The sequence below is a fragment of the Klebsiella sp. CN_Kp066 genome (assembly GCF_040065135.1).
Lineage (GTDB): Bacteria > Pseudomonadota > Gammaproteobacteria > Enterobacterales > Enterobacteriaceae > Klebsiella > Klebsiella oxytoca.
This window is the reverse complement of the sequence record NZ_JBEAIU010000024.1, coordinates 1-17,999: the sequence shown is the minus strand read 5'-3', so window position 1 is coordinate 17,999 and position 17,999 is coordinate 1. Positions and strand designations below refer to the sequence as shown.

The 17,999-nt window shown below is 55.0% G+C and carries 16 protein-coding genes; 2 read left to right on the top strand and 14 right to left on the bottom strand.

Going from position 1 to position 17,999, the window contains the following annotated elements:
- The first annotated feature begins 68 nt into the window (after positions 1-68).
- The gene (locus tag ABLV75_RS05410; RefSeq protein WP_004109127.1) at positions 69-431 is read left to right on the top strand and encodes a hypothetical protein; all 363 of its coding nucleotides are present in this window, start codon (positions 69-71) and stop codon (positions 429-431) included.
- 36 nt (positions 432-467) lie between these two features.
- Here ABLV75_RS05410 and rlmB read toward each other — a convergent pair whose 3' ends face one another.
- The 14 genes from rlmB to nnr form a co-directional block, all read right to left on the bottom strand.
- Positions 468-1,199 carry a 23S rRNA (guanosine(2251)-2'-O)-methyltransferase RlmB gene (gene rlmB, locus ABLV75_RS05405; RefSeq protein WP_004109129.1) on the bottom strand — a complete coding sequence of 244 codons (732 nt, stop codon included), beginning with the start codon at positions 1,197-1,199 and terminating at the stop codon, positions 468-470.
- A gap of 88 nt (positions 1,200-1,287) precedes the next feature.
- A complete protein-coding gene (rnr, locus tag ABLV75_RS05400) occupies positions 1,288-3,735 on the bottom strand; it encodes a ribonuclease R (protein ID WP_004109132.1) in 2,448 nt (815 codons plus the stop codon).
- A 37-nt stretch (positions 3,736-3,772) separates the two neighbouring features.
- The gene (gene nsrR / locus ABLV75_RS05395) at positions 3,773-4,198 is read right to left on the bottom strand and encodes a nitric oxide-sensing transcriptional repressor NsrR (RefSeq protein WP_004097980.1); all 426 of its coding nucleotides are present in this window, start codon (positions 4,196-4,198) and stop codon (positions 3,773-3,775) included.
- Positions 4,199-4,349: 151 nt separating this feature from the next.
- On the bottom strand, positions 4,350-5,648 hold the full coding sequence (locus tag ABLV75_RS05390; protein WP_004109135.1) for an adenylosuccinate synthase: 1,299 nt from the start codon (positions 5,646-5,648) through the stop codon (positions 4,350-4,352).
- A gap of 102 nt (positions 5,649-5,750) precedes the next feature.
- Positions 5,751-5,948, bottom strand: a complete 198-nt coding sequence (locus ABLV75_RS05385) for a DUF2065 domain-containing protein (protein WP_004097978.1) — start codon at positions 5,946-5,948, stop codon at positions 5,751-5,753.
- Positions 5,949-6,284: 336 nt separating this feature from the next.
- The gene (gene hflC / locus ABLV75_RS05380) at positions 6,285-7,289 is read right to left on the bottom strand and encodes a protease modulator HflC (RefSeq protein WP_004109137.1); all 1,005 of its coding nucleotides are present in this window, start codon (positions 7,287-7,289) and stop codon (positions 6,285-6,287) included.
- A 2-nt stretch (positions 7,290-7,291) separates the two neighbouring features.
- Positions 7,292-8,548, bottom strand: coding sequence for an FtsH protease activity modulator HflK (gene hflK / locus ABLV75_RS05375; RefSeq protein WP_004109140.1), 1,257 nt, complete (start codon positions 8,546-8,548; stop codon positions 7,292-7,294).
- A gap of 65 nt (positions 8,549-8,613) precedes the next feature.
- Positions 8,614-9,894 carry a ribosome rescue GTPase HflX gene (gene hflX / locus ABLV75_RS05370; protein WP_004109143.1) on the bottom strand — a complete coding sequence of 427 codons (1,281 nt, stop codon included), beginning with the start codon at positions 9,892-9,894 and terminating at the stop codon, positions 8,614-8,616.
- Positions 9,895-9,969: 75 nt separating this feature from the next.
- Entirely contained in the window at positions 9,970-10,278 is a 309-nt protein-coding gene (gene hfq, locus ABLV75_RS05365; RefSeq protein ID WP_004097968.1) for an RNA chaperone Hfq, read from the bottom strand.
- Between the two features lie 89 nt (positions 10,279-10,367).
- Entirely contained in the window at positions 10,368-11,318 is a 951-nt protein-coding gene (gene miaA, locus ABLV75_RS05360) for a tRNA (adenosine(37)-N6)-dimethylallyltransferase MiaA (protein WP_016809366.1), read from the bottom strand.
- Positions 11,311-13,206 carry a DNA mismatch repair endonuclease MutL gene (gene mutL, locus ABLV75_RS05355; protein ID WP_047720441.1) on the bottom strand — a complete coding sequence of 632 codons (1,896 nt, stop codon included), beginning with the start codon at positions 13,204-13,206 and terminating at the stop codon, positions 11,311-11,313. Before mutL ends, miaA begins: the two co-directional genes overlap by 8 nt.
- 10 nt (positions 13,207-13,216) lie before the next feature.
- Positions 13,217-14,542 carry an N-acetylmuramoyl-L-alanine amidase AmiB gene (gene amiB, locus ABLV75_RS05350; RefSeq protein ID WP_047720443.1) on the bottom strand — a complete coding sequence of 442 codons (1,326 nt, stop codon included), beginning with the start codon at positions 14,540-14,542 and terminating at the stop codon, positions 13,217-13,219.
- A 16-nt stretch (positions 14,543-14,558) separates the two neighbouring features.
- On the bottom strand, positions 14,559-15,020 hold the full coding sequence (tsaE, locus tag ABLV75_RS05345) for a tRNA (adenosine(37)-N6)-threonylcarbamoyltransferase complex ATPase subunit type 1 TsaE (RefSeq protein ID WP_004109155.1): 462 nt from the start codon (positions 15,018-15,020) through the stop codon (positions 14,559-14,561).
- Positions 15,013-16,524: a bifunctional ADP-dependent NAD(P)H-hydrate dehydratase/NAD(P)H-hydrate epimerase gene (gene nnr / locus ABLV75_RS05340; RefSeq protein ID WP_024273617.1), complete on the bottom strand. Its 1,512-nt coding sequence runs from the start codon at positions 16,522-16,524 to the stop codon at positions 15,013-15,015. The genes tsaE and nnr overlap by 8 nt, the downstream gene beginning before the upstream one ends.
- Before the next feature lie 13 nt (positions 16,525-16,537).
- Between nnr and queG the strand changes: the two genes are divergently transcribed.
- A complete protein-coding gene (gene queG / locus ABLV75_RS05335) occupies positions 16,538-17,677 on the top strand; it encodes a tRNA epoxyqueuosine(34) reductase QueG (protein WP_004109161.1) in 1,140 nt (379 codons plus the stop codon).
- The last annotated feature ends 322 nt before the right edge of the window (positions 17,678-17,999 follow it).

Genomic DNA, 17,999 nt, shown 5'->3' with positions numbered 1-17,999 from the left:
GGACAACGGCGCACTTTCCGTCAGAGAACTCTGTTATAAAGTTCTCTCACAATCTGAAAGGGAATTTCATGATTCATTTAATTATTGAAGATCGGGAAAACGCACTGACCTATATTCCGCTTATCCGTCGGCATCTACCCCATCTGGCGATTAACGCCATCAAGCAGAACCTGAACGCTTCGGGCTACGTTACCTCATTTGATGAAAGCAAAATTTGCGACGATATCCTTGAAGAGCAGAATCCTGTTGGAAATTTTCTCAATCTCATCAAGATATTAAAAAATCGGGGCGCGCAGCTTAAATTCATCGAGCAAACGGGAGATGAACCAGGAGAGGCGTTATCCTTAAGCCAGCTATTGAACTATGTGGAAAGAGGTCTGGAAATCGCCCGTCAGACGGAACGAGAAGATGAACAGGCAAGACGAAGATAAGCCATCCCGGAGAATGGCTTATACAGGAAGAAGAGATTAGCTGCGCTGACGCACCGCTTCAAACAGGCAAATCCCGGTGGCGACCGATACGTTCAGCGACGAGACGCTGCCGGCCATCGGAATGCTGATCAATTCGTCGCAGTGCTCGCGGGTCAGGCGTCGCATGCCTTCACCTTCCGCGCCCATCACCAGCGCCAGCGAACCGGTCATCTTGCTCTGGAACAGCGTATGGTCGGCTTCACCCGCGGTACCGACGATCCAGACGTTCTCTTCCTGCAGCAGACGCATGGTGCGTGCCAGGTTGGTGACGCGAATGAGCGGAACGTTCTCCGCCGCGCCGCAGGCGACTTTTTTCGCCGTGGCATTCAGCTGCGCGGAGCGATCTTTGGGCACAATCACCGCATGTACGCCTGCAGCATCAGCGCTACGCAAACAGGCGCCGAGGTTGTGCGGATCGGTCACGCCGTCGAGGATCAAAAAGAATGGCTGATCGAGAGAAGCGATCAGATCCGGCAGATCGTTCTCCTGATACTGACGTCCGGGCTTCACGCGGGCAATAATTCCCTGATGAACGGCGCCTTCGCTTTTCTCATCGAGAAACTGGCGGCTGGCGACCTGAATCACTACGCCCTGTGCTTCCAGAGCATGGATCAGCGGCATAAGGCGCTTATCCTCACGGCCTTTCAGAATAAAGACTTCCTGAAAACGCTCAGGTGCGCGCTCCAGCAGTGCCTGCACCGCGTGGATGCCGTAAATCATTTCACTCATTTATCTACTCGTTTTAGGTTCTGTTATCAGTTCCCTTCACCCCGACCACTGCGGAATAACGCAAGAAGCCAGGGTAAAGGAAATCTCATTACTCAGCTATTTTCTTTTTCGCCGCGCGCCTGGCTTTGGTCGCAGCAGCTATCTTTTGGGTTTTCGCCGACGGCTTCTTCGCTTTCTTCTCGCCTTTTGGCTGAGCGGCCTTCGGCTGGGATTGACCTTTCGGTTTACGGAATGCGCTATCCGGCTCGAAGTTTACCTGCTTACCAGCCTGGCGGCGACGTCCGGAAGCTTTACCTGCCGCCCCTTTCTTCGCCTTTTCACGCTCGGTCTTACCGACGTTGCGCGGGGCGCGCTCGCTGGAGATAAGCGAGAAATCAATTTTACGCTCATCCATATTCACCGCTTCAACGCGTACTTCAACGCGATCGCCCAGACGATAGGTTTGACCGCCGGATTCACCGATCAGACGCTGTCCTACCTGGTCGAAACGGTAGTAATCGTTATCAAGGGAAGAGACGTGCACCAGACCATCGATAAATAGTTCATCAAGACGTACGAAGAAACCAAAGCCGGTCACGCTGGCAATCACGCCCTTAAAGACGTTACCGACCTGATCCAACATGAAATCACACTTCAACCAGTCCGAGACATCGCGCGTCGCTTCATCAGCACGGCGCTCGGTCATCGAACAGTGCGCCCCCAGTTGCAGCATCTCATCCATGCTGTAGTGCCAGCCGCCGGTCTCAGTGCTATTACCTTTATGCCCTTGCTCTTTCGCCAGTAAATACTTGATCGCGCGATGCAGCGACAGGTCAGGATAGCGGCGAATCGGCGAAGTAAAGTGAGCGTAAGATTGCAGCGCCAGACCAAAGTGGCCGCGGTTTTCCGGATCGTATACTGCCTGTTTCATCGAGCGCAGCAGCATAGTTTGCAGCATCTCAGCGTCAGGACGGTCGGCGATAGACTCCAGTAATTGCGCATAGTCGCGCGGCTCCGGCTTGTTGCCGCCAGGCAGCTCAAGCCCCAGCTCTGCGAGAACCGAACGGAATGCGGTAATCGCTTCGGTGCTTGGTTTGTCATGGATACGGAACAGCGCCGGCTCCTCGGCCTTCTCAACGAAGCGCGCCGCGGAAATGTTCGCCAGGATCATGCACTCTTCAATCAGCTTGTGCGCGTCGTTACGCTGAGTCTGCTCAATACGTTCAATACGACGTTCAGCATTAAAGATGAATTTAGCTTCTTCACTCTCAAATGAGATACCGCCACGCTCTTCACGCGCGCCGTCCAGCACTTTGTAGAGGTTGTGTAGCTCTTCAATGTGCTTGACCAGCGGCGCGTACTGCTCACGCAGATCCCGATCGCCCTGCAGCATATGCCAGACTTTGGTATAGGTCAGACGGGCATGAGAGCTCATCACCGCTTCGTAGAATTTAAAGCCGGTGAGACGACCCTTAGCCGAAATCGTCATTTCACAAACCATACAGAGTCTGTCGACCTGAGGATTCAGTGAGCACAGGCCGTTAGAGAGAACTTCAGGCAGCATGGGAACGACCTGCGACGGGAAGTAGACCGAGGTGCCGCGGCTGCGCGCCTCGCCATCCAGCGGCGTACCAGGACGCACGTAGTAGCTCACATCGGCAATCGCCACCCACAGACGCCAGCCGCCGCCGCGTTTCTTCTCGCAGTACACGGCATCATCAAAGTCACGGGCATCTTCGCCATCAATAGTAACCAGCGGCAGATTACGCAAATCCACGCGACCGGCTTTCGCTTCTTCCGGTACCTGCTCTTTCAGGCCAGCAACCTGTTTTTCTACTGCTGGCGGCCAGACGTAGGGGATTTCATGGGTGCGCAGGGCCATATCGACCGCCATGCCGGTACCCATGTTGTCGCCGAGGACCTCAACAATTTTGCCGACCGCTTTGGTGCGCCGGGTTGGACGCTGGGTCAGCTCAACTACCACTACAAAGCCCATCCTCGCGCCCATGATCTCTTCGGGAGGAATCAGGATATCGAAGCTCAAGCGGCTGTCATCAGGCACAACGAAGCCTACGCCCGCTTCGGTAAAGTAGCGGCCCACGATCTGGCTGGTTTTGGGCACCAGCACGCGGACGATACGCGCTTCCCGGCGGCCTTTACGGTCGGCGCCTAACGGCTGCGCCAGTACCTGATCGCCGTGAATGCAGGTTTTCATCTGCTCGGACGACAAATAAAGGTCATCTTTACGGCCTTCAACGCGCAGGAAGCCATAACCGTCGCGGTGGCCAATAACGGTCCCCTTTAGCAGATCGAGACGTTCCGGCAGCGCATAGCACTGACGACGCGTAAAGACCAGTTGACCATCGCGTTCCATTGCGCGCAGTCTGCGGCGCAATGCTTCTTGTTGTTCTTCGCCTTCAATATTCAGCTCAATTGCCAGCTCATCTCGGCTGGCCGGTTTTTCACGTTTTGCTAAATGATCGAGGATAAATTCCCGGCTCGGGATTGGATTAGCGTATTTTTCAGATTCGCGGTCCAGGAAAGGATCTTGTGACATGTCGGTTCCTCCGTTGTCATCTCCAGTGAAGTTTACGTCACTCCACCAGTAATAATTTATAAAGCGGTTGATTCTTTTCAACCAAATCGGCCAGCGTGTAGTTATCCAGTTCCTTGAGAAAACTTTGCGCGGCTTCAGCAAGCGCCTGTTTCAGACGACAGGCGGGCGTAATATGGCAAAATTCACTGCTGCAGTTGACTAAAGAGAGCGGCTCCAGATCGCGAACCACATCACCCACGCGAATCATATTTGCCGGTTTCCCCAGACGAATTCCGCCGTTCTTTCCCCGAACCGCCGTCACATAACCCACGCGGCTCAGCTGATTGATTATCTTAACCATATGATTACGGGAAACGCCGTAAACCTCCGTCACTTCGGAGATACTGGTCATTCTTCCATCCGGCAGCGACGCCATATAAATCAGCGCGCGTAGTCCGTAATCAGTGAAACTCGTTAACTGCACAATCAACCTCAGGGAAAAGAAAAACAGAGTGCGTCGGTAGACGTAATTACTATTGATGATAAACCAGCCAGCGCTCAGGCCGCTAATTTATTTAAATGGGGCGGGCGAACAGCAAAAACAAGAGGCGCCTGAACGGCGCCCCTGGAGATAATTATGCGTCGAAAGGATCGCGCAGAATCATCGTCTCGGTACGGTCAGGACCGGTAGAGATAATATCAACCGGTACGCCGGTCAGCTCTTCAATGCGGGCGATGTAGTTCAGCGCTGCCTGCGGCAGACCGCTGCGCTCTTTCACACCGAAGGTGGTTTCAGACCAGCCCGGCATTGTTTCATAAACCGGCTCAATACCTTCCCAGTTGTCGGCAGCCAGCGGAGTGGTGGTCACTTCACGGCCATCCGGCATACGGTAGGCAACGCAGATTTTAACTTCTTTCAGGCCGTCCAGGACGTCAAGCTTAGTCAGGCAGAAACCAGACAGGGAGTTAATCTGCACCGCGCGGCGTACCGCAACGGCATCCAGCCAACCGGTACGACGACGACGGCCGGTGGTGGCGCCAAACTCGTTACCCTGTTTACACAGGAACTCGCCGGTTTCATCAAACAGCTCAGTCGGGAACGGGCCTGCGCCTACGCGAGTAGAGTAGGCTTTGATAATACCCAGAACGTAATCAACATAACGCGGGCCCAAACCGGAGCCGGTCGCCACGCCACCTGCGGTGGTGTTGGAAGACGTTACGTATGGATAGGTACCGTGGTCGATATCAAGCAGCGTACCCTGCGCGCCTTCAAACATGACGAAATCGCCACGCTTACGCGCCTGGTCAAGCAGATCGGAAACATCAACCACCATGGAGGTCAGGATGTCGGCAATCGCCATCACGTCATCCAGAACTTTTTGGTAATCAACCGCTTCAGCTTTATAGAAATTCACCAGCTGGAAGTTGTGATATTCCATCACCTCTTTCAGTTTGTCAGCGAAGGTAGCTTTATCAAACAGATCGCCAACGCGCAGACCGCGGCGAGCCACTTTATCTTCGTAAGCCGGGCCGATACCGCGACCGGTCGTACCGATAGCTTTCGCGCCGCGCGCTTTCTCACGCGCAACATCCAGCGCAACATGATATTCGAGGATAAGCGGACAAGCTTCAGAAAGCAGCAGACGCTCGCGAACAGGGATACCACGGTCTTCCAGACCTTTCATCTCTTTCATCAGCGCAGCCGGAGACAGCACCACACCGTTACCGATGATGCTGGTGACATTCTCACGAAGAATTCCTGATGGAATGAGATGGAGGACGGTTTTTTCACCGTTGATTACGAGAGTATGGCCGGCGTTGTGACCGCCCTGATAGCGCACAACATATTTAGCCCGTTCAGTCAGGAGATCGACGATCTTCCCTTTACCTTCGTCACCCCATTGGGTGCCCAGTACGACGACGTTGTTACCCATTTTTCAAAATCACCGTTTGCTTAAAAATGGATTCTACCATCGCTTTTTCAGAGTTACAGCACTTTTTGCACTCAAAAGACGGTAAATTAGTCTACTTTGCGCTCAGCCAATCGTTTTCCTCAACATGTAGTAGATGACGATGCCGGCAACCACAAGTCCCCCGCCAAAGCGGCGTAATAAATTATCCGGTAGCTGGCTCATCGTGGCGACCATACGGCGCCATGCGCGGGGATAAAGCAGCGGTCCAAGCCCTTCAAGTACTAAAACCAGCGCCAGTGCCAACCAGATTGTTGAGTTCATTATTCACCTTTATTTAAATGCAGCCAGTACAGCACCAGGCGCTCACTCGCGTTGAGTTGCACCTCACTTCACATTCTCCGCTATTTCATCAATGTTATGAACCGGCTTTATGAAACGAAATACATAACAACTTGTTTTTTCTTAATTTCAATGATCGATTAGCGTACTAACCCCAGAAACGAAGATAATGAATTAAGCGCTGGTTTTAAAAATGAAGCATTCTCGCAAAACGTAGCATCCGTGGGTTCATTGAATAAAAAACACCGCGGTAATTAATCGCTTTCATCATGTAAAAAAGGCGCCCTGATGGACGCCTTTTTGCATACTCATTGCTTATCAGCGAGTCGCTGCCGCTGGAGATTTCATATAGCGGAAGAAATCACTGTCCGGACTGAGAACCATCACGTCCTGATTGCTCTTGAAGCTGTTCTCGTACGCACGCAGGCTACGGATAAAGGCGTAGAATCCTGGATCCTGACTGAATGCATCAGCAAACAGTTTTGCGGATTCCGCATCGCCTTCACCGCGCAGGATACGCCCCTGGCGCTCGGCTTCCGCCAGCGTTTTGGTGACTTCATAGTCCGCAGTCGCGCGCAGTTTTTCAGCTTCTTCCTGACCCTGTGAGCGATGGCGACGAGCTACCGCTTCACGCTCAGCGCGCATACGGTTGTAGATCGCTTCAGACACTTCAGCAGGCAGGTTGATCTGCTTAATACGAACGTCGACGACTTCAATACCCAGCGCCGCCATACTGTTCGGGTTGATCACCTGAACCTTACCGTTCGTTTCTGCTTCAACTCGCTCCGCCGCTTTGGCAATTGCATCATCGGCAGCCGGCGTACTGACTTCATCTTCTGTGCCCGCAGAGCCTGAGTTCAGGGCATCGCGCACTTCCAGGGTCAAACGACCGCGGGAGTCGGTCACGATGTCTTTCACATCCAGACGACCAATTTCAGAACGCAGACGGTCGGAGAATTTACGCTTCAACAGTACTTCGGCCTGGGAGACGTCACCACCGCCGGTAGCCAGGTAGTAACGGCTAAAGTCGCTGATGCGCCACTTGATATAAGAGTCAACGATCAGGTCCTTTTTCTCTTTGGTAACAAAGCGGTCGGCCTGATTGTCCATCGTCTGAATACGCGCATCGAGCATCTTCACAGATTCAATAAATGGAATCTTGAAGTGAAGGCCAGGCGCATACACCAGCGGTTTGTTTTCATCGTCGCGCAGAACTTTACCAAAACGCAGCGTGATACCGCGCTCGCCCTCTTTGACAACAAAGATGGACATATAGAGCACCACCAGCACGATGACAATTATCGCGATAACAGATTTACGCATCGTTATTCCCCCTGACGCTGGTAGTCGTTACGCTGCGCGTTGGCGCGGCGTTGGTCCATAATGGTGCCTCCCGTAGAGGTAGAAGCGTTACTGGCGCTGCTTGAGCTGGATGCAGGCGGCAGACGCAGCAGATCGCTTGCGCCACTGCTATCACTCTTTGCCGCTGGCGCGCCAGCGCCTTTCAGCATCTGATCCAGAGGCAGAACCATCAGGTTGCTCCCCTTATCGTTAACCAGCACTTTGCGAGTATGGCTCAGCACTTTTTCCATGGTTTCGATATACAGACGCTCGCGGGTGATTTCCGGAGCCGCTTTATACTCAGGCAGAATTTTTGCAAAGCGAGCCACTTCACCCTGCGCTTCAAGAACTGTCTGGGTCTTGTACGCGCGAGCCTCTTCAAGGATACGCTGCGCCTGACCATTAGCCCGTGGCTGAACTTCGTTGGTGTAAGCTTCCGCTTCACGAATGTACTGCTGTTCGTTTTCACGTGCGGCAATCGCATCATCAAATGCGGCTTTCACTTCCTCCGGCGGACGCGCCGTCTGGAAGTTGACGTCCAGCAGGGTGATACCCATGTTATACGGACGAATCGTCTCTTCCAGCTCACGTTGGGTATCGCTACGAATGACGGTACGCCCTTCGGTCAGGATACGGTCCATCGTGTATTTACCAATAACGCCACGCAGCGCGCTGTCGGTTGCCTGACGCAGGCTGTCGTCAGCGCTGGTCACGCTAAACAGATAGCGTTCCGGGTCGGTCACGCGGTACTGTACGTTCATCTCAACGCGCACGACGTTTTCGTCTGACGTCAGCATGACGCCAGAAGCCGCCAGTTCGCGCACCGACTCAACGTTAACCGCCTGAACGTTATCAATGAAGGTGGGTTTCCAGTTAAGGCCAGGCTCAACCAGATGGCTAAATTTACCAAAGCGAGTGACGACGCCACGTTCAGCTTCTTTAATGGTATAGAAACCGCTGGCTGCCCAGATAATAACCGCAGCGGCGGCAACGATGCCGACGATACGTCCGCCCATAGGCCCGCGTGGTCCCTGTGAGCCGCTACCGCCGCCCAGTCCACCTTTCCCGCCGCCCAGGCCGCCAAGTTTTTTACTTAGCTTACGGAAGATATCATCCAGATCGGGAGGTCCCTGCTCGCGACCACCTTTGTTGCCATTTCCCCCAGAGTTGCCGCCTTGGTTATTGCTGCTTCCCCACGGGTCGCGGTCCTGTCCGTTATTACCGGGCTGATTCCACGCCATGTATATGCTCCATATTTGTTTTTGATATCCCCACAGGGGTTAATATCTTCAGGCAAGCTGCAAGGTCAAATCACGTATTCAACCAGCGCTGGCTCTTGTTTACAGAGGCGACGCCAGTCAACGATCGGCATGCGCACCTGCAGACCAACGCTACCGTCATCCTCCATCCACTCTTTCTCTATCGCCTGAAGCTGATAGAATCGGCTTCTCAACCGGCCTTCCTGCGGCGGCAGGCGCAGCGTATGCTGAGCCACTTCACCAGAGAGCCGTTCCGTCAAAGCCTGAAAAAGCAGCGGTACGCCAACCCCGGTCTGGGCGGAAAGCCAGACCCGAATCGGTTTGTTTTCTTCATCCCGATCGATACGCGGCTCAAAATCATCCAGCATGTCGATTTTATTCATGACCAGCAGCGCCGGGATCTCATCGGCCTCGATTTCCGCGAGTACCGTATTTACTGCGTCAATATTTTCCTGCACGCGAACATCCGCCGCATCAATGACATGCAGCAGCAGCGTCGCCTGGCGCGTCTCCTGGAGAGTCGCTTTAAACGCGGCCACCAGATCGTGCGGCAGATGACGAATGAAACCTACGGTATCCGCCAGCACGGTTTCGCCAACATCAGGGACATCGATGCGGCGCAGCGTCGGATCCAGAGTGGCGAACAGCTGGTTCGCTGCATAGACCTCAGCTTCAGTTATCTGATTGAACAGCGTGGATTTACCGGCGTTGGTATAACCGACCAACGACACGGTGGGTATATCGGCTTTGGCCCGTGACCGCCGTCCTTGCTCGCGCTGTTTTTCAACTTTTTCCAGTCGCGACAGGATCTGCATAATACGGTTACGCAGCAATCGGCGGTCAGTTTCGAGCTGGGTTTCACCCGGGCCGCGCAAACCAATCCCGCCTTTCTGTCTTTCAAGGTGGGTCCAGCCGCGAACGAGGCGAGTCGCCATGTGGCGCAGCTGCGCCAGCTCAACCTGCAGTTTCCCTTCGTGGGTACGCGCTCGTTGGGCAAAAATATCTAAAATCAGGCCGGTGCGATCGATAACCCGACATTCGCATAAGCGTTCGAGATTTCGTTCCTGCGCCGGACTCAGGGCATGATCGAAGAGCACGACCGATGCACCGGTCGCTTTTACGGCTTCCGCAATTTCGACAGCTTTACCTTCACCAACAAAATACTTCGGGTGCGGTGCTTTACGGCTACCGGTAATCACCTGCATTGCTTCGACACCGGCGGAAGAGGCCAGAGTTTCAAACTCCTGGAGATCTTCCATATCTTTGTCTTGCGAAAAATAGATGTGTACCAGTACCGCCTGCTCACCGGCATCATAACGGTCAAACAAGCGTAAACCCCTTATAAAATACCAGCGGGGAACGCAGAAAACCTGGCTCCCCGACGTGGAAAAACAGCATCTGCCTTATTCGGCGTCTTCGCTGTCTTGCTGCGGTGCAGAAGAACCCTGCGCACCACCACCGTGGTGATAGTTGTTAGTACCGCCGCCAGCATTGTTGCTGTGGTGTGACACCGGGCGAGACGGGACAACGGTAGAAATTGCGTGCTTATAGACCATCTGGCTGACCGTGTTTTTCAACAGGATCACGAACTGATCGAAAGACTCAATTTGCCCTTGCAGCTTAATACCATTCACCAAATAAATAGAAACCGGAACACGTTCCCGACGCAAAGCGTTCAGGAACGGATCTTGTAAAGATTGCCCCTTAGCCATTCTCTCTTTTCCTTATATGTATGCTTGTTTTGTACTCAGAACCTTACGATTCTTAAAAATTACGCACGATACCGTTCAATTGTACACGTTCAGTCCAGGCTAGCACCAACAACCTGTAATACTTTGTTGAACGCTTGTTCAGGTTGTTCACTGTCTAACCAGTGAATACCTTCCCAACCGCGCAGCCAGGTAACCTGACGTTTAGCTAACTGTCTCGTGGCGCAAACACCTCGATAAACCATTTCATCATACGGGATCTCGCCATTAAGGTAAGACCACATCTGGCGATATCCGACACAACGAATGGAAGGCATATCCGTATGCAAATCTCCCCGGGCAAAAAGCGCCCGCACTTCTGCTTCAAAACCTGAAGCCAACATCTGATGAAAACGCTGTTCTATGCGCTGATGGAGCAGTTCACGGCTCGCCGGGGCGATGGCGAACTGGTGCACCTTATACGGCAGAGCATCACCTGACGTTTGCGTCAGCTCCGTTAAAGTTTTACCCGAAATGAAAAAAACTTCCAGTGCTCGGGAAAGTCTTTGCGGATCATTTGGATGAATACGCGCTGCGGCAACGGGATCTATTTCCTGTAGCTGCTGGTGTAACGCGTTCCATCCCTGCTCTGCGGCCTGTTGCTCAATCCGCGCTCTGACCTGCGGATCTGCCGAAGGCAAAGGCGACAATCCTTCCAGCAACGCTTTGAAATACAACATTGTTCCGCCAACCAGTAGCGGAATACGCCCGGCCGCAACGATATCAGCCATCTCTGCCAGCGCATCGCGACGGAAATCCGCCGCGGAATAAGCCTCGGCCGGGTCCAGAATATCCAGCAGGCGATGCGGCGCAGCGCTCAGCTCCGCGGCATCGGGCTTGGCCGTACCGATATCCATCCCTCGATAGATTAGGGCTGAATCAACGCTAATCAACTCTACTGGCAAAACTTTACGCAGGGCGATAGCCAATGCGGTTTTACCAGAGGCCGTCGGGCCCATTAAAAATATTGCCTTAGGCAGGCTTGCCTCGGTTACATCACTCATCTTTCAGGGCATTCATCGCCGAATGTAAATCAACAGGTTGTAACAGGCCACCCGGCGGCGCTTTAACCAGCTGCGGACATAAACGCTCGATATCCGCCAGGACGGCAATCGCCTGCGCCATATTCCACTGCGCATGTTCGCTCGCCAGATTACGCGCTATCCACTGAGCAATATTGTCGGCGTCGCATGTGTTTTGCTGCGCCAGGTAGCCTATCAGTTCAGGAATCAAGATTTGTAAATTTTGTTGTCTTAAGGGTAAAGGCACTGCGCGGATCGTCACGTAGTGCGCATCGGACTGTAGTTCAATACCGACTTCTGCCAGCGCCGACTGCGCCTGCTCAAGCGCGTCCTTTTCCGCCCCGGACACTTTTATCCGCAGCGGGATAAGCAGCGGCTGGGCACAGACCGCCTCCGCGCCCGGCGTTAGCTGCGCCTGGCGTAGCCAGCGCTCGGCAACCGGCAGGGCCAGCAGCGCAAGCTTACCGTCGCGCTCCAGCAGCGCACAGTCGTTATCGACGATCGTCAGCACGCGGCCAAAACTTTGGCTATGGCCTGCCAGGCCTTCCGCTACCGGCGCAGGAGATTTTGGTTTTCGCTCCGCGGCCGGAGTATCCAGCAGTTGGCGATAGAGCGCCCCCTGCTGTTTTTGATAACCTGGCTGCGCATGCGGCCAGCCGGCTCCGCCAGATGACCCCGTGGCAGCGGATTCTCGCGAGCCGCCGGTGCTGGTATTAAAGCGCGGCGCGACGGGCTCGTCACGATAACGGGGAGCGGCGGTTTCACGCGCGACGGCGGGCTGGGCAAAATGATTGCCGCCTGCCGCAATGCGGTTTTCAGGCACCTGACGCGACGCGGGTTCTGCGCCCTCTTCTGCCAGAGGAGCGTTCAGCTGCTGCTGCAGAACGCTTAGCACGCCTTGATAGATAAAATCGTGCACCAGGCGCGACTGATGAAAACGCACCTCATGCTTGGCCGGGTGCACGTTCACATCCACCTGATGCGGATCTATCTTCAGGTACAGCACAAAAGCGGGCTGCTGATCGGCGCCCAATTTGTCTTCGCAGGCCTGACGGATCGCGTGATTAATCAGGCGATCGCGCATCATCCGTCCGTTGACATAGCAATACTGAATCTCCGCCAGCGTCGGATTGGTATGCAGAGGATCGGCCACCCAGCCGCTGAGGGTCAGGTCGCCGTGCTGCCACTCGATAGCCAGAGCATGTTCGAGAAACAGCAAACCGCAGATTGCGCCCAGACGCCGTTCGCGCTGGCCATCCTGCGATACCGCCCGGTACTGGCGCACGGCCTTTCCGTTGTGGCTGAGGTTAATGGTCACGTCAAAGCGCGCCAGCGCGATGCGCCGTACGATCTCGTCGATATGGCCAAACTCGGTTTTCTCAGTGCGCATAAACTTGCGCCGGGCGGGGGTGTTATAAAACAGATCCAGTACTTCCAGCGTCGTACCCACCGGGTGGGCCGCCGGCTTCACGGTTACTGCCTGATCGCGTCCTTCGGCATAGGCCTGCCAGGCCTCCTGCTGATCCTCGGTACGCGAGGTCAACGTCAGGCGAGCGACTGAGCTGATACTGGCCAGGGCTTCGCCGCGAAAACCGAGGCTAATTATCGCTTCAAGATCATCAAGCGAAGCAATTTTACTGGTCGCGTGGCGAGCCAGCGCCAGCGCCAGCTCGTCTTTTTTAATGCCGCAGCCGTTATCGCGGATGCGGATTAACTTCGCGCCGCCGCGCTCAATATCAATATCGATGCGCGTCGCCCCGGCATCGAGGCTATTTTCCACCAGCTCTTTAACCACCGACGCCGGTCGTTCCACCACTTCACCTGCGGCAATCTGGTTGGCGAGCTGCGGCGGTAGAACCTGAATCGGCATGGCCGTCTCCTTAATTTAACAGCGTCCCATCTGACGAACCTGCGCTGGCAGTCTGCGCGGCTGCCCCGCGCGGCGCGGATTGTAGAGGATGTTGCATAAAGTAGTTACGCAGACCGTTATAAATGGCCTCTGCGACCTGCTGTTGATAAGCATCGCTCCCCAGCAGCCGCTCTTCGCCGTTATTACTGATAAACCCCGTTTCCACCAGGATTGACGGGATATCCGGCGAGCGCAGTACGCCGAGGCTGGCATGTTCAGGACGACGCTTATGTAAATCGCCGATCCGCTGCAGCTGGCTCAGCACGTTAGTCGCCACATCATACCCGACGCGCTGGGAATGGCCGAACTGTAAATCCAGCACCGCCTGGCTCAGGTAAGGGTCCGACTGGCTGTTGGCCAGCACATCGCCTGCACCGCCCAACAGTTCGGATTGTTTCTCATGTTGCTCGAGCCAGCCGGCCATTTCGCTGTTCGCGCGACGGTTGGAAAGCACCCAAACCGATGCTCCGGTAGCATCGCGATTCGGTGCAGCGTCGGCGTGAATCGAGACAAGGAAATTGGCGTTTTGCTTACGCGCGACGTCAGAACGCCCCATTACTGAAATGAAATAATCGCCGTCGCGCGTCAGCACGGGTTTGAACTGAGGATCGGCATTCAGCAGCGCGCGGAGCTTACGCGCAATAGCAATGGTCACATTCTTCTCTTTAGTGCCGTTCGGACCAATCGCTCCCGGATCCTGGCCACCGTGACCGGCATCAATGGCGATAATCACTTTATCGTCGCTAGAAACGGTACGTGCCGCAGGACGCGTTACGCTGGTCGTACTGGTCACCGCAGTCAGGCGGTCGTTATCGGCTTTAAACGGGTTGCGCGCCGGTTCGCTCGGACGCAAGGGCTGCGCCACGGGCCGTTCTGCCTGTTTCACCACGACACGCGGTGGCGGAGGCGGTTCATCGGCATTAATCGTAAACACCACGGTATAGTTAGAACCGTTCTGCTGTTTCACCGCGCGCGTTTTGCCGTCGGCGGTTAAATCCACCAACAGACGCAGCGACTGGGTATCCTGCGGCGCTCCGGAACGAATGCTTTTTACCAGATTATTGCCGCTAAACTGCAGCGGCAAGCCCTGGAGTACGCCGCTCTGTTTGATATCCAGCGCGACGGTGCGTTTGCCCTGCGGGCTAAACGAATATTCAGGGTCGCCGATAAAACTTATGGTAATACGGGCCTGCCGATCGCCATTTGAGACCTGGATATCGGATAAACTTGCCGCAGTGGCCTGAATGCTGAACAGCATCAGTGCGGCGGTCAGCCAACTGGTTAAGCGATACATCATCCCGTCGTCCTTCAGGCTAATTAGCCAAACGCGCCAATAAAGACTCACCCAATGAGGAGACCGCAGTTACGCGCGCCTCACGCCCTTGAGCCTGATATTCAAGGTGAATTTCAACATCCGGTTCCGGCAGTACGCCTGTACCCTGCTGCGGCCATTCCACCAGGCAGATGGCGTCGTCGGTAAAATAATCGCGGATCCCCATAAACTCGAGCTCTTCAGGGTCCGCCAGGCGATAGAGATCGAAGTGATAGACCATCAACTTATCGAGACTATAAGGCTCGACAAGGGTATAGGTCGGGCTTTTAACGTTGCCGCGGTGACCGAGAGCCTGAAGGAAACCGCGGCTAAAGGTCGTTTTACCCGCCCCTAAATCGCCGTACAAATAGATGACCGTCGCGCCAGTGCATGCCTGCGCTACGCGGTTGCCAAGGCTGAGAGTTGCCTGCTCGTCGGGTAAAGGAATCACTCGATTAATCATGGTCTACGTCAATCACATCCGGGTTAACAACACGCCTGAGCGTGGAAAAAAGATCGGTCGCCAGCATGCCGCGGGTGCCGTATCTGGCCGCCAGACGATCGGCGGCTTCGCCATGAGCAACGCATCCGGCGCAAGCGGCATCATACGGCGTCAGCTGCTGGCCTAACAACGCAGCAATAATGCCGGTCAGGACATCGCCCATTCCGCCGCTGGCCATTCCGGCGTTGCCGGCATCGATAATACCCGTCTCGCCAGCGTCACTCGCCACGATCGTACCTGCGCCTTTCAGCACAACGACGCCGCCATAACGTTTTACCAGACGTTGTGCAGAATGTAAGCGATCGCTTTCAATTTCTGCCGCACTCACGTTCAGCAGACGAGCGGCTTCGCCGGGATGCGGCGTCAGCACGCGATTGTGACGTTTATCGGGATTGATTGCCAGCAGGTTCAGCGCATCCGCATCCCAGACCATCGGTTTGCGAAAATTCTCCACCTGGCGCAGCGCATTTTTACCCCACTCGCCCTGCCCCAGACCCGGCCCAATCGCGACGACATCCGCCCATTGCAGACTCTCTTCGAGCGAGCGGGAGGTCAGCTCATGGACCATCAGTTCAGGCCTGGCGGTCAGAATGGGCGCAATGTTGTCCCGGTGAGTCAGGACTCGCACCAGCCCGGCGCCCGCGCGCAGAGCCGCCTCGCCGCTCATGCGGATGGCTCCCGCCGTACCCGGTTCGCCGCCGATAATGACCAGCTTCCCGTGGTCGCCTTTGTGCGACGTTGGGCGTCTGGGCGGTAGCCAGTCGGCAAGCTTCGAGGCATCGAAGCGACTGAGCGCCGTCGTCTGGCCTGCCAGCCAACCCTCAAGCCCCAGGGCGTGGTGATGCAAGCGGCCAACGACATCGCGAGCCTTGCCGGTCAGCAATCCGGGCTTAAGCGCGATAAAGGTGATGGTATGAGCAGCCTGGATAACCGCACCCGGCGTGGTCCCCGTCTGCGCATTCAGACCTGAGGGGATATCCAGCGCCACAACCGGCGCCGGATGGGCATTAACGCGCGCGATAAGCTCCGCAACGTTTTCCCGTGGAGCGCTCTGCAATCCGGTCCCGAGCAGGCCGTCAATAATTAGCGTGATATCTTCTGGCCAGGCGATGTCGGCGGCATGAATCGTACCGCCGGCGTTGAGCCACTCTTCACGCGCGGTACTGGCCTCTTTCGGCAGCGGCTTCTCGCTATCCAGCGACACCAGCGTGACCTGAATACCTCGCGACTGCGCCAGGCGAGCCACCACGTAGCCGTCGCCGCCGTTATTGCCGTGACCGCAGAGAATCAGCCAGCACCGGTTTTCAGGATAGTACTCGTAAGCCCGTTCAAAAGCCGCTTCGCCCGCACGACGCATCAGCTCGTATAACGTCAGCCCGAGGGCATCCGCCGCCTCTTTTTCCGCCCGCCGTAGCGCATCCGCCGACCAGATGATATGTGGTATACTGTCAGCGTTTTTCGTCATCGTATGGTCCATCATGTCACAGCCCCTCGATCTCAATCAGTTAGCGCAGCAAATCAAACAATGGGGCACAGAGCTGGGGTTCCAGCAGGTCGGTATTACCGATACCGATCTCAGCGCCAGCGAACCCAAACTGCAGGCGTGGCTGGATAAACAATACCATGGCGAAATGGAGTGGATGGCGCGTCATGGCATGATGCGCGCGCGACCTCATGAACTCCAGCCCGGTACGCTCCGCGTGATTAGCGTCAGGATGAACTATCTTCCCGCTAATGCCGCTTTCGCCCGAACCCTGAAAGATCCCGCGTTGGGTTACGTTAGCCGTTATGCCCTTGGACGGGACTATCACAAGCTGTTACGTAATCGCCTGAAAAAATTAGGTGAGATGATTCAGGGGCAGTGTGCTTCGCTCAATTTTAGACCTTTTGTCGATTCCGCGCCGATTCTTGAACGCCCTTTAGCCGAAAAAGCGGGGCTGGGATGGACAGGTAAGCACTCACTCATCCTTAGCCGCGATGCCGGCTCGTTCTTTTTCCTCGGCGAATTGCTTATCGATCTCCCTCTTCCCGTCGACCAGCCCGTTGAAGAAGAGTGCGGACGCTGCGTTGCCTGCATGACCATCTGCCCAACCGGCGCCATCGTCGAGCCCTATACCGTTGATGCCCGGCGCTGTATCTCCTATCTGACTATCGAACTGGAAGGCGCTATTCCGGAAGAATTTCGTCCGCTGATCGGTAACCGCATATACGGCTGTGATGACTGCCAGCTGATTTGCCCGTGGAACCGCTTCGCGCAATTAACCGATGAAGATGATTTCAGCCCGCGTCAGGCGCTGCATGCCCCGGCGCTGGTAGAACTGTTCGCCTGGAGCGAGCCCTGGTTTTTAAAAGTGACGGAAGGATCGGCCATTCGCCGTATTGGTCATCTGCGCTGGCTGCGTAATATCGCCGTTGCGTTGGGCAATGCGCCCTGGAATGAAGCGAACCTGCAGGCGCTGGAAAGCCGCCGGGGTGAGCACCCACTTCTCGACGAACATATCGAATGGGCGATTGCGCAGCAAATTGCAAAAAGAAATGCCAATGTGATTGAGGTGCAACTACCGAAAAAGCTACGGCTGGTCAGGGTGGTTGAAAAAGGGTTACCGCGCGACGCCTGATTCATTCACAGGGTGTGAATAAAAATAAAAACACATTGCGTTTCAACATGCAGACGTTCGTCAAGCGATCGAGTTAACACTTTGAAATGAAATTTCATTCTTATATTTCAACAATATAGATAAATACTATTTACATAGTGAAGTATTTTTCGGGATTAAGGCAAAAGATTAACCTGTGGATAAGTCTGTTCACAGTATTTTCTGGACAGGACGAAAATCATCCCCGGCGCGTGATTGCGCTGTGGATAAATCAGGTATAAGAAGAAATTTGGAGCGGGAAACGAGACTCGAACTCGCGACCCCGACCTTGGCAAGGTCGTGC

What these genes read in the sequence shown, in the direction of transcription:
- ABLV75_RS05410 (WP_004109127.1), top strand. Translation starts at nt 69, where the DNA reads ATGATTCATTTAATTATTGAAGATCGGGAAAACGCACTGACCTATATT.
- rlmB (WP_004109129.1), bottom strand. Translation starts at nt 1,199, where the DNA reads ATGAGTGAAATGATTTACGGCATCCACGCGGTGCAGGCACTGCTGGAG.
- rnr (WP_004109132.1), bottom strand. Translation starts at nt 3,735, where the DNA reads ATGTCACAAGATCCTTTCCTGGACCGCGAATCTGAAAAATACGCTAAT.
- ABLV75_RS05390 (WP_004109135.1), bottom strand. Translation starts at nt 5,648, where the DNA reads ATGGGTAACAACGTCGTCGTACTGGGCACCCAATGGGGTGACGAAGGT.
- ABLV75_RS05385 (WP_004097978.1), bottom strand. Translation starts at nt 5,948, where the DNA reads ATGAACTCAACAATCTGGTTGGCACTGGCGCTGGTTTTAGTACTTGAA.
- hflC (WP_004109137.1), bottom strand. Translation starts at nt 7,289, where the DNA reads ATGCGTAAATCTGTTATCGCGATAATTGTCATCGTGCTGGTGGTGCTC.
- hflK (WP_004109140.1), bottom strand. Translation starts at nt 8,548, where the DNA reads ATGGCGTGGAATCAGCCCGGTAATAACGGACAGGACCGCGACCCGTGG.
- hfq (WP_004097968.1), bottom strand. Translation starts at nt 10,278, where the DNA reads ATGGCTAAGGGGCAATCTTTACAAGATCCGTTCCTGAACGCTTTGCGT.
- miaA (WP_016809366.1), bottom strand. Translation starts at nt 11,318, where the DNA reads ATGAGTGATGTAACCGAGGCAAGCCTGCCTAAGGCAATATTTTTAATG.
- mutL (WP_047720441.1), bottom strand. Translation starts at nt 13,206, where the DNA reads ATGCCGATTCAGGTTCTACCGCCGCAGCTCGCCAACCAGATTGCCGCA.
- amiB (WP_047720443.1), bottom strand. Translation starts at nt 14,542, where the DNA reads ATGATGTATCGCTTAACCAGTTGGCTGACCGCCGCACTGATGCTGTTC.
- tsaE (WP_004109155.1), bottom strand. Translation starts at nt 15,020, where the DNA reads ATGATTAATCGAGTGATTCCTTTACCCGACGAGCAGGCAACTCTCAGC.
- nnr (WP_024273617.1), bottom strand. Translation starts at nt 16,524, where the DNA reads ATGACGAAAAACGCTGACAGTATACCACATATCATCTGGTCGGCGGAT.
- queG (WP_004109161.1), top strand. Translation starts at nt 16,538, where the DNA reads ATGTCACAGCCCCTCGATCTCAATCAGTTAGCGCAGCAAATCAAACAA.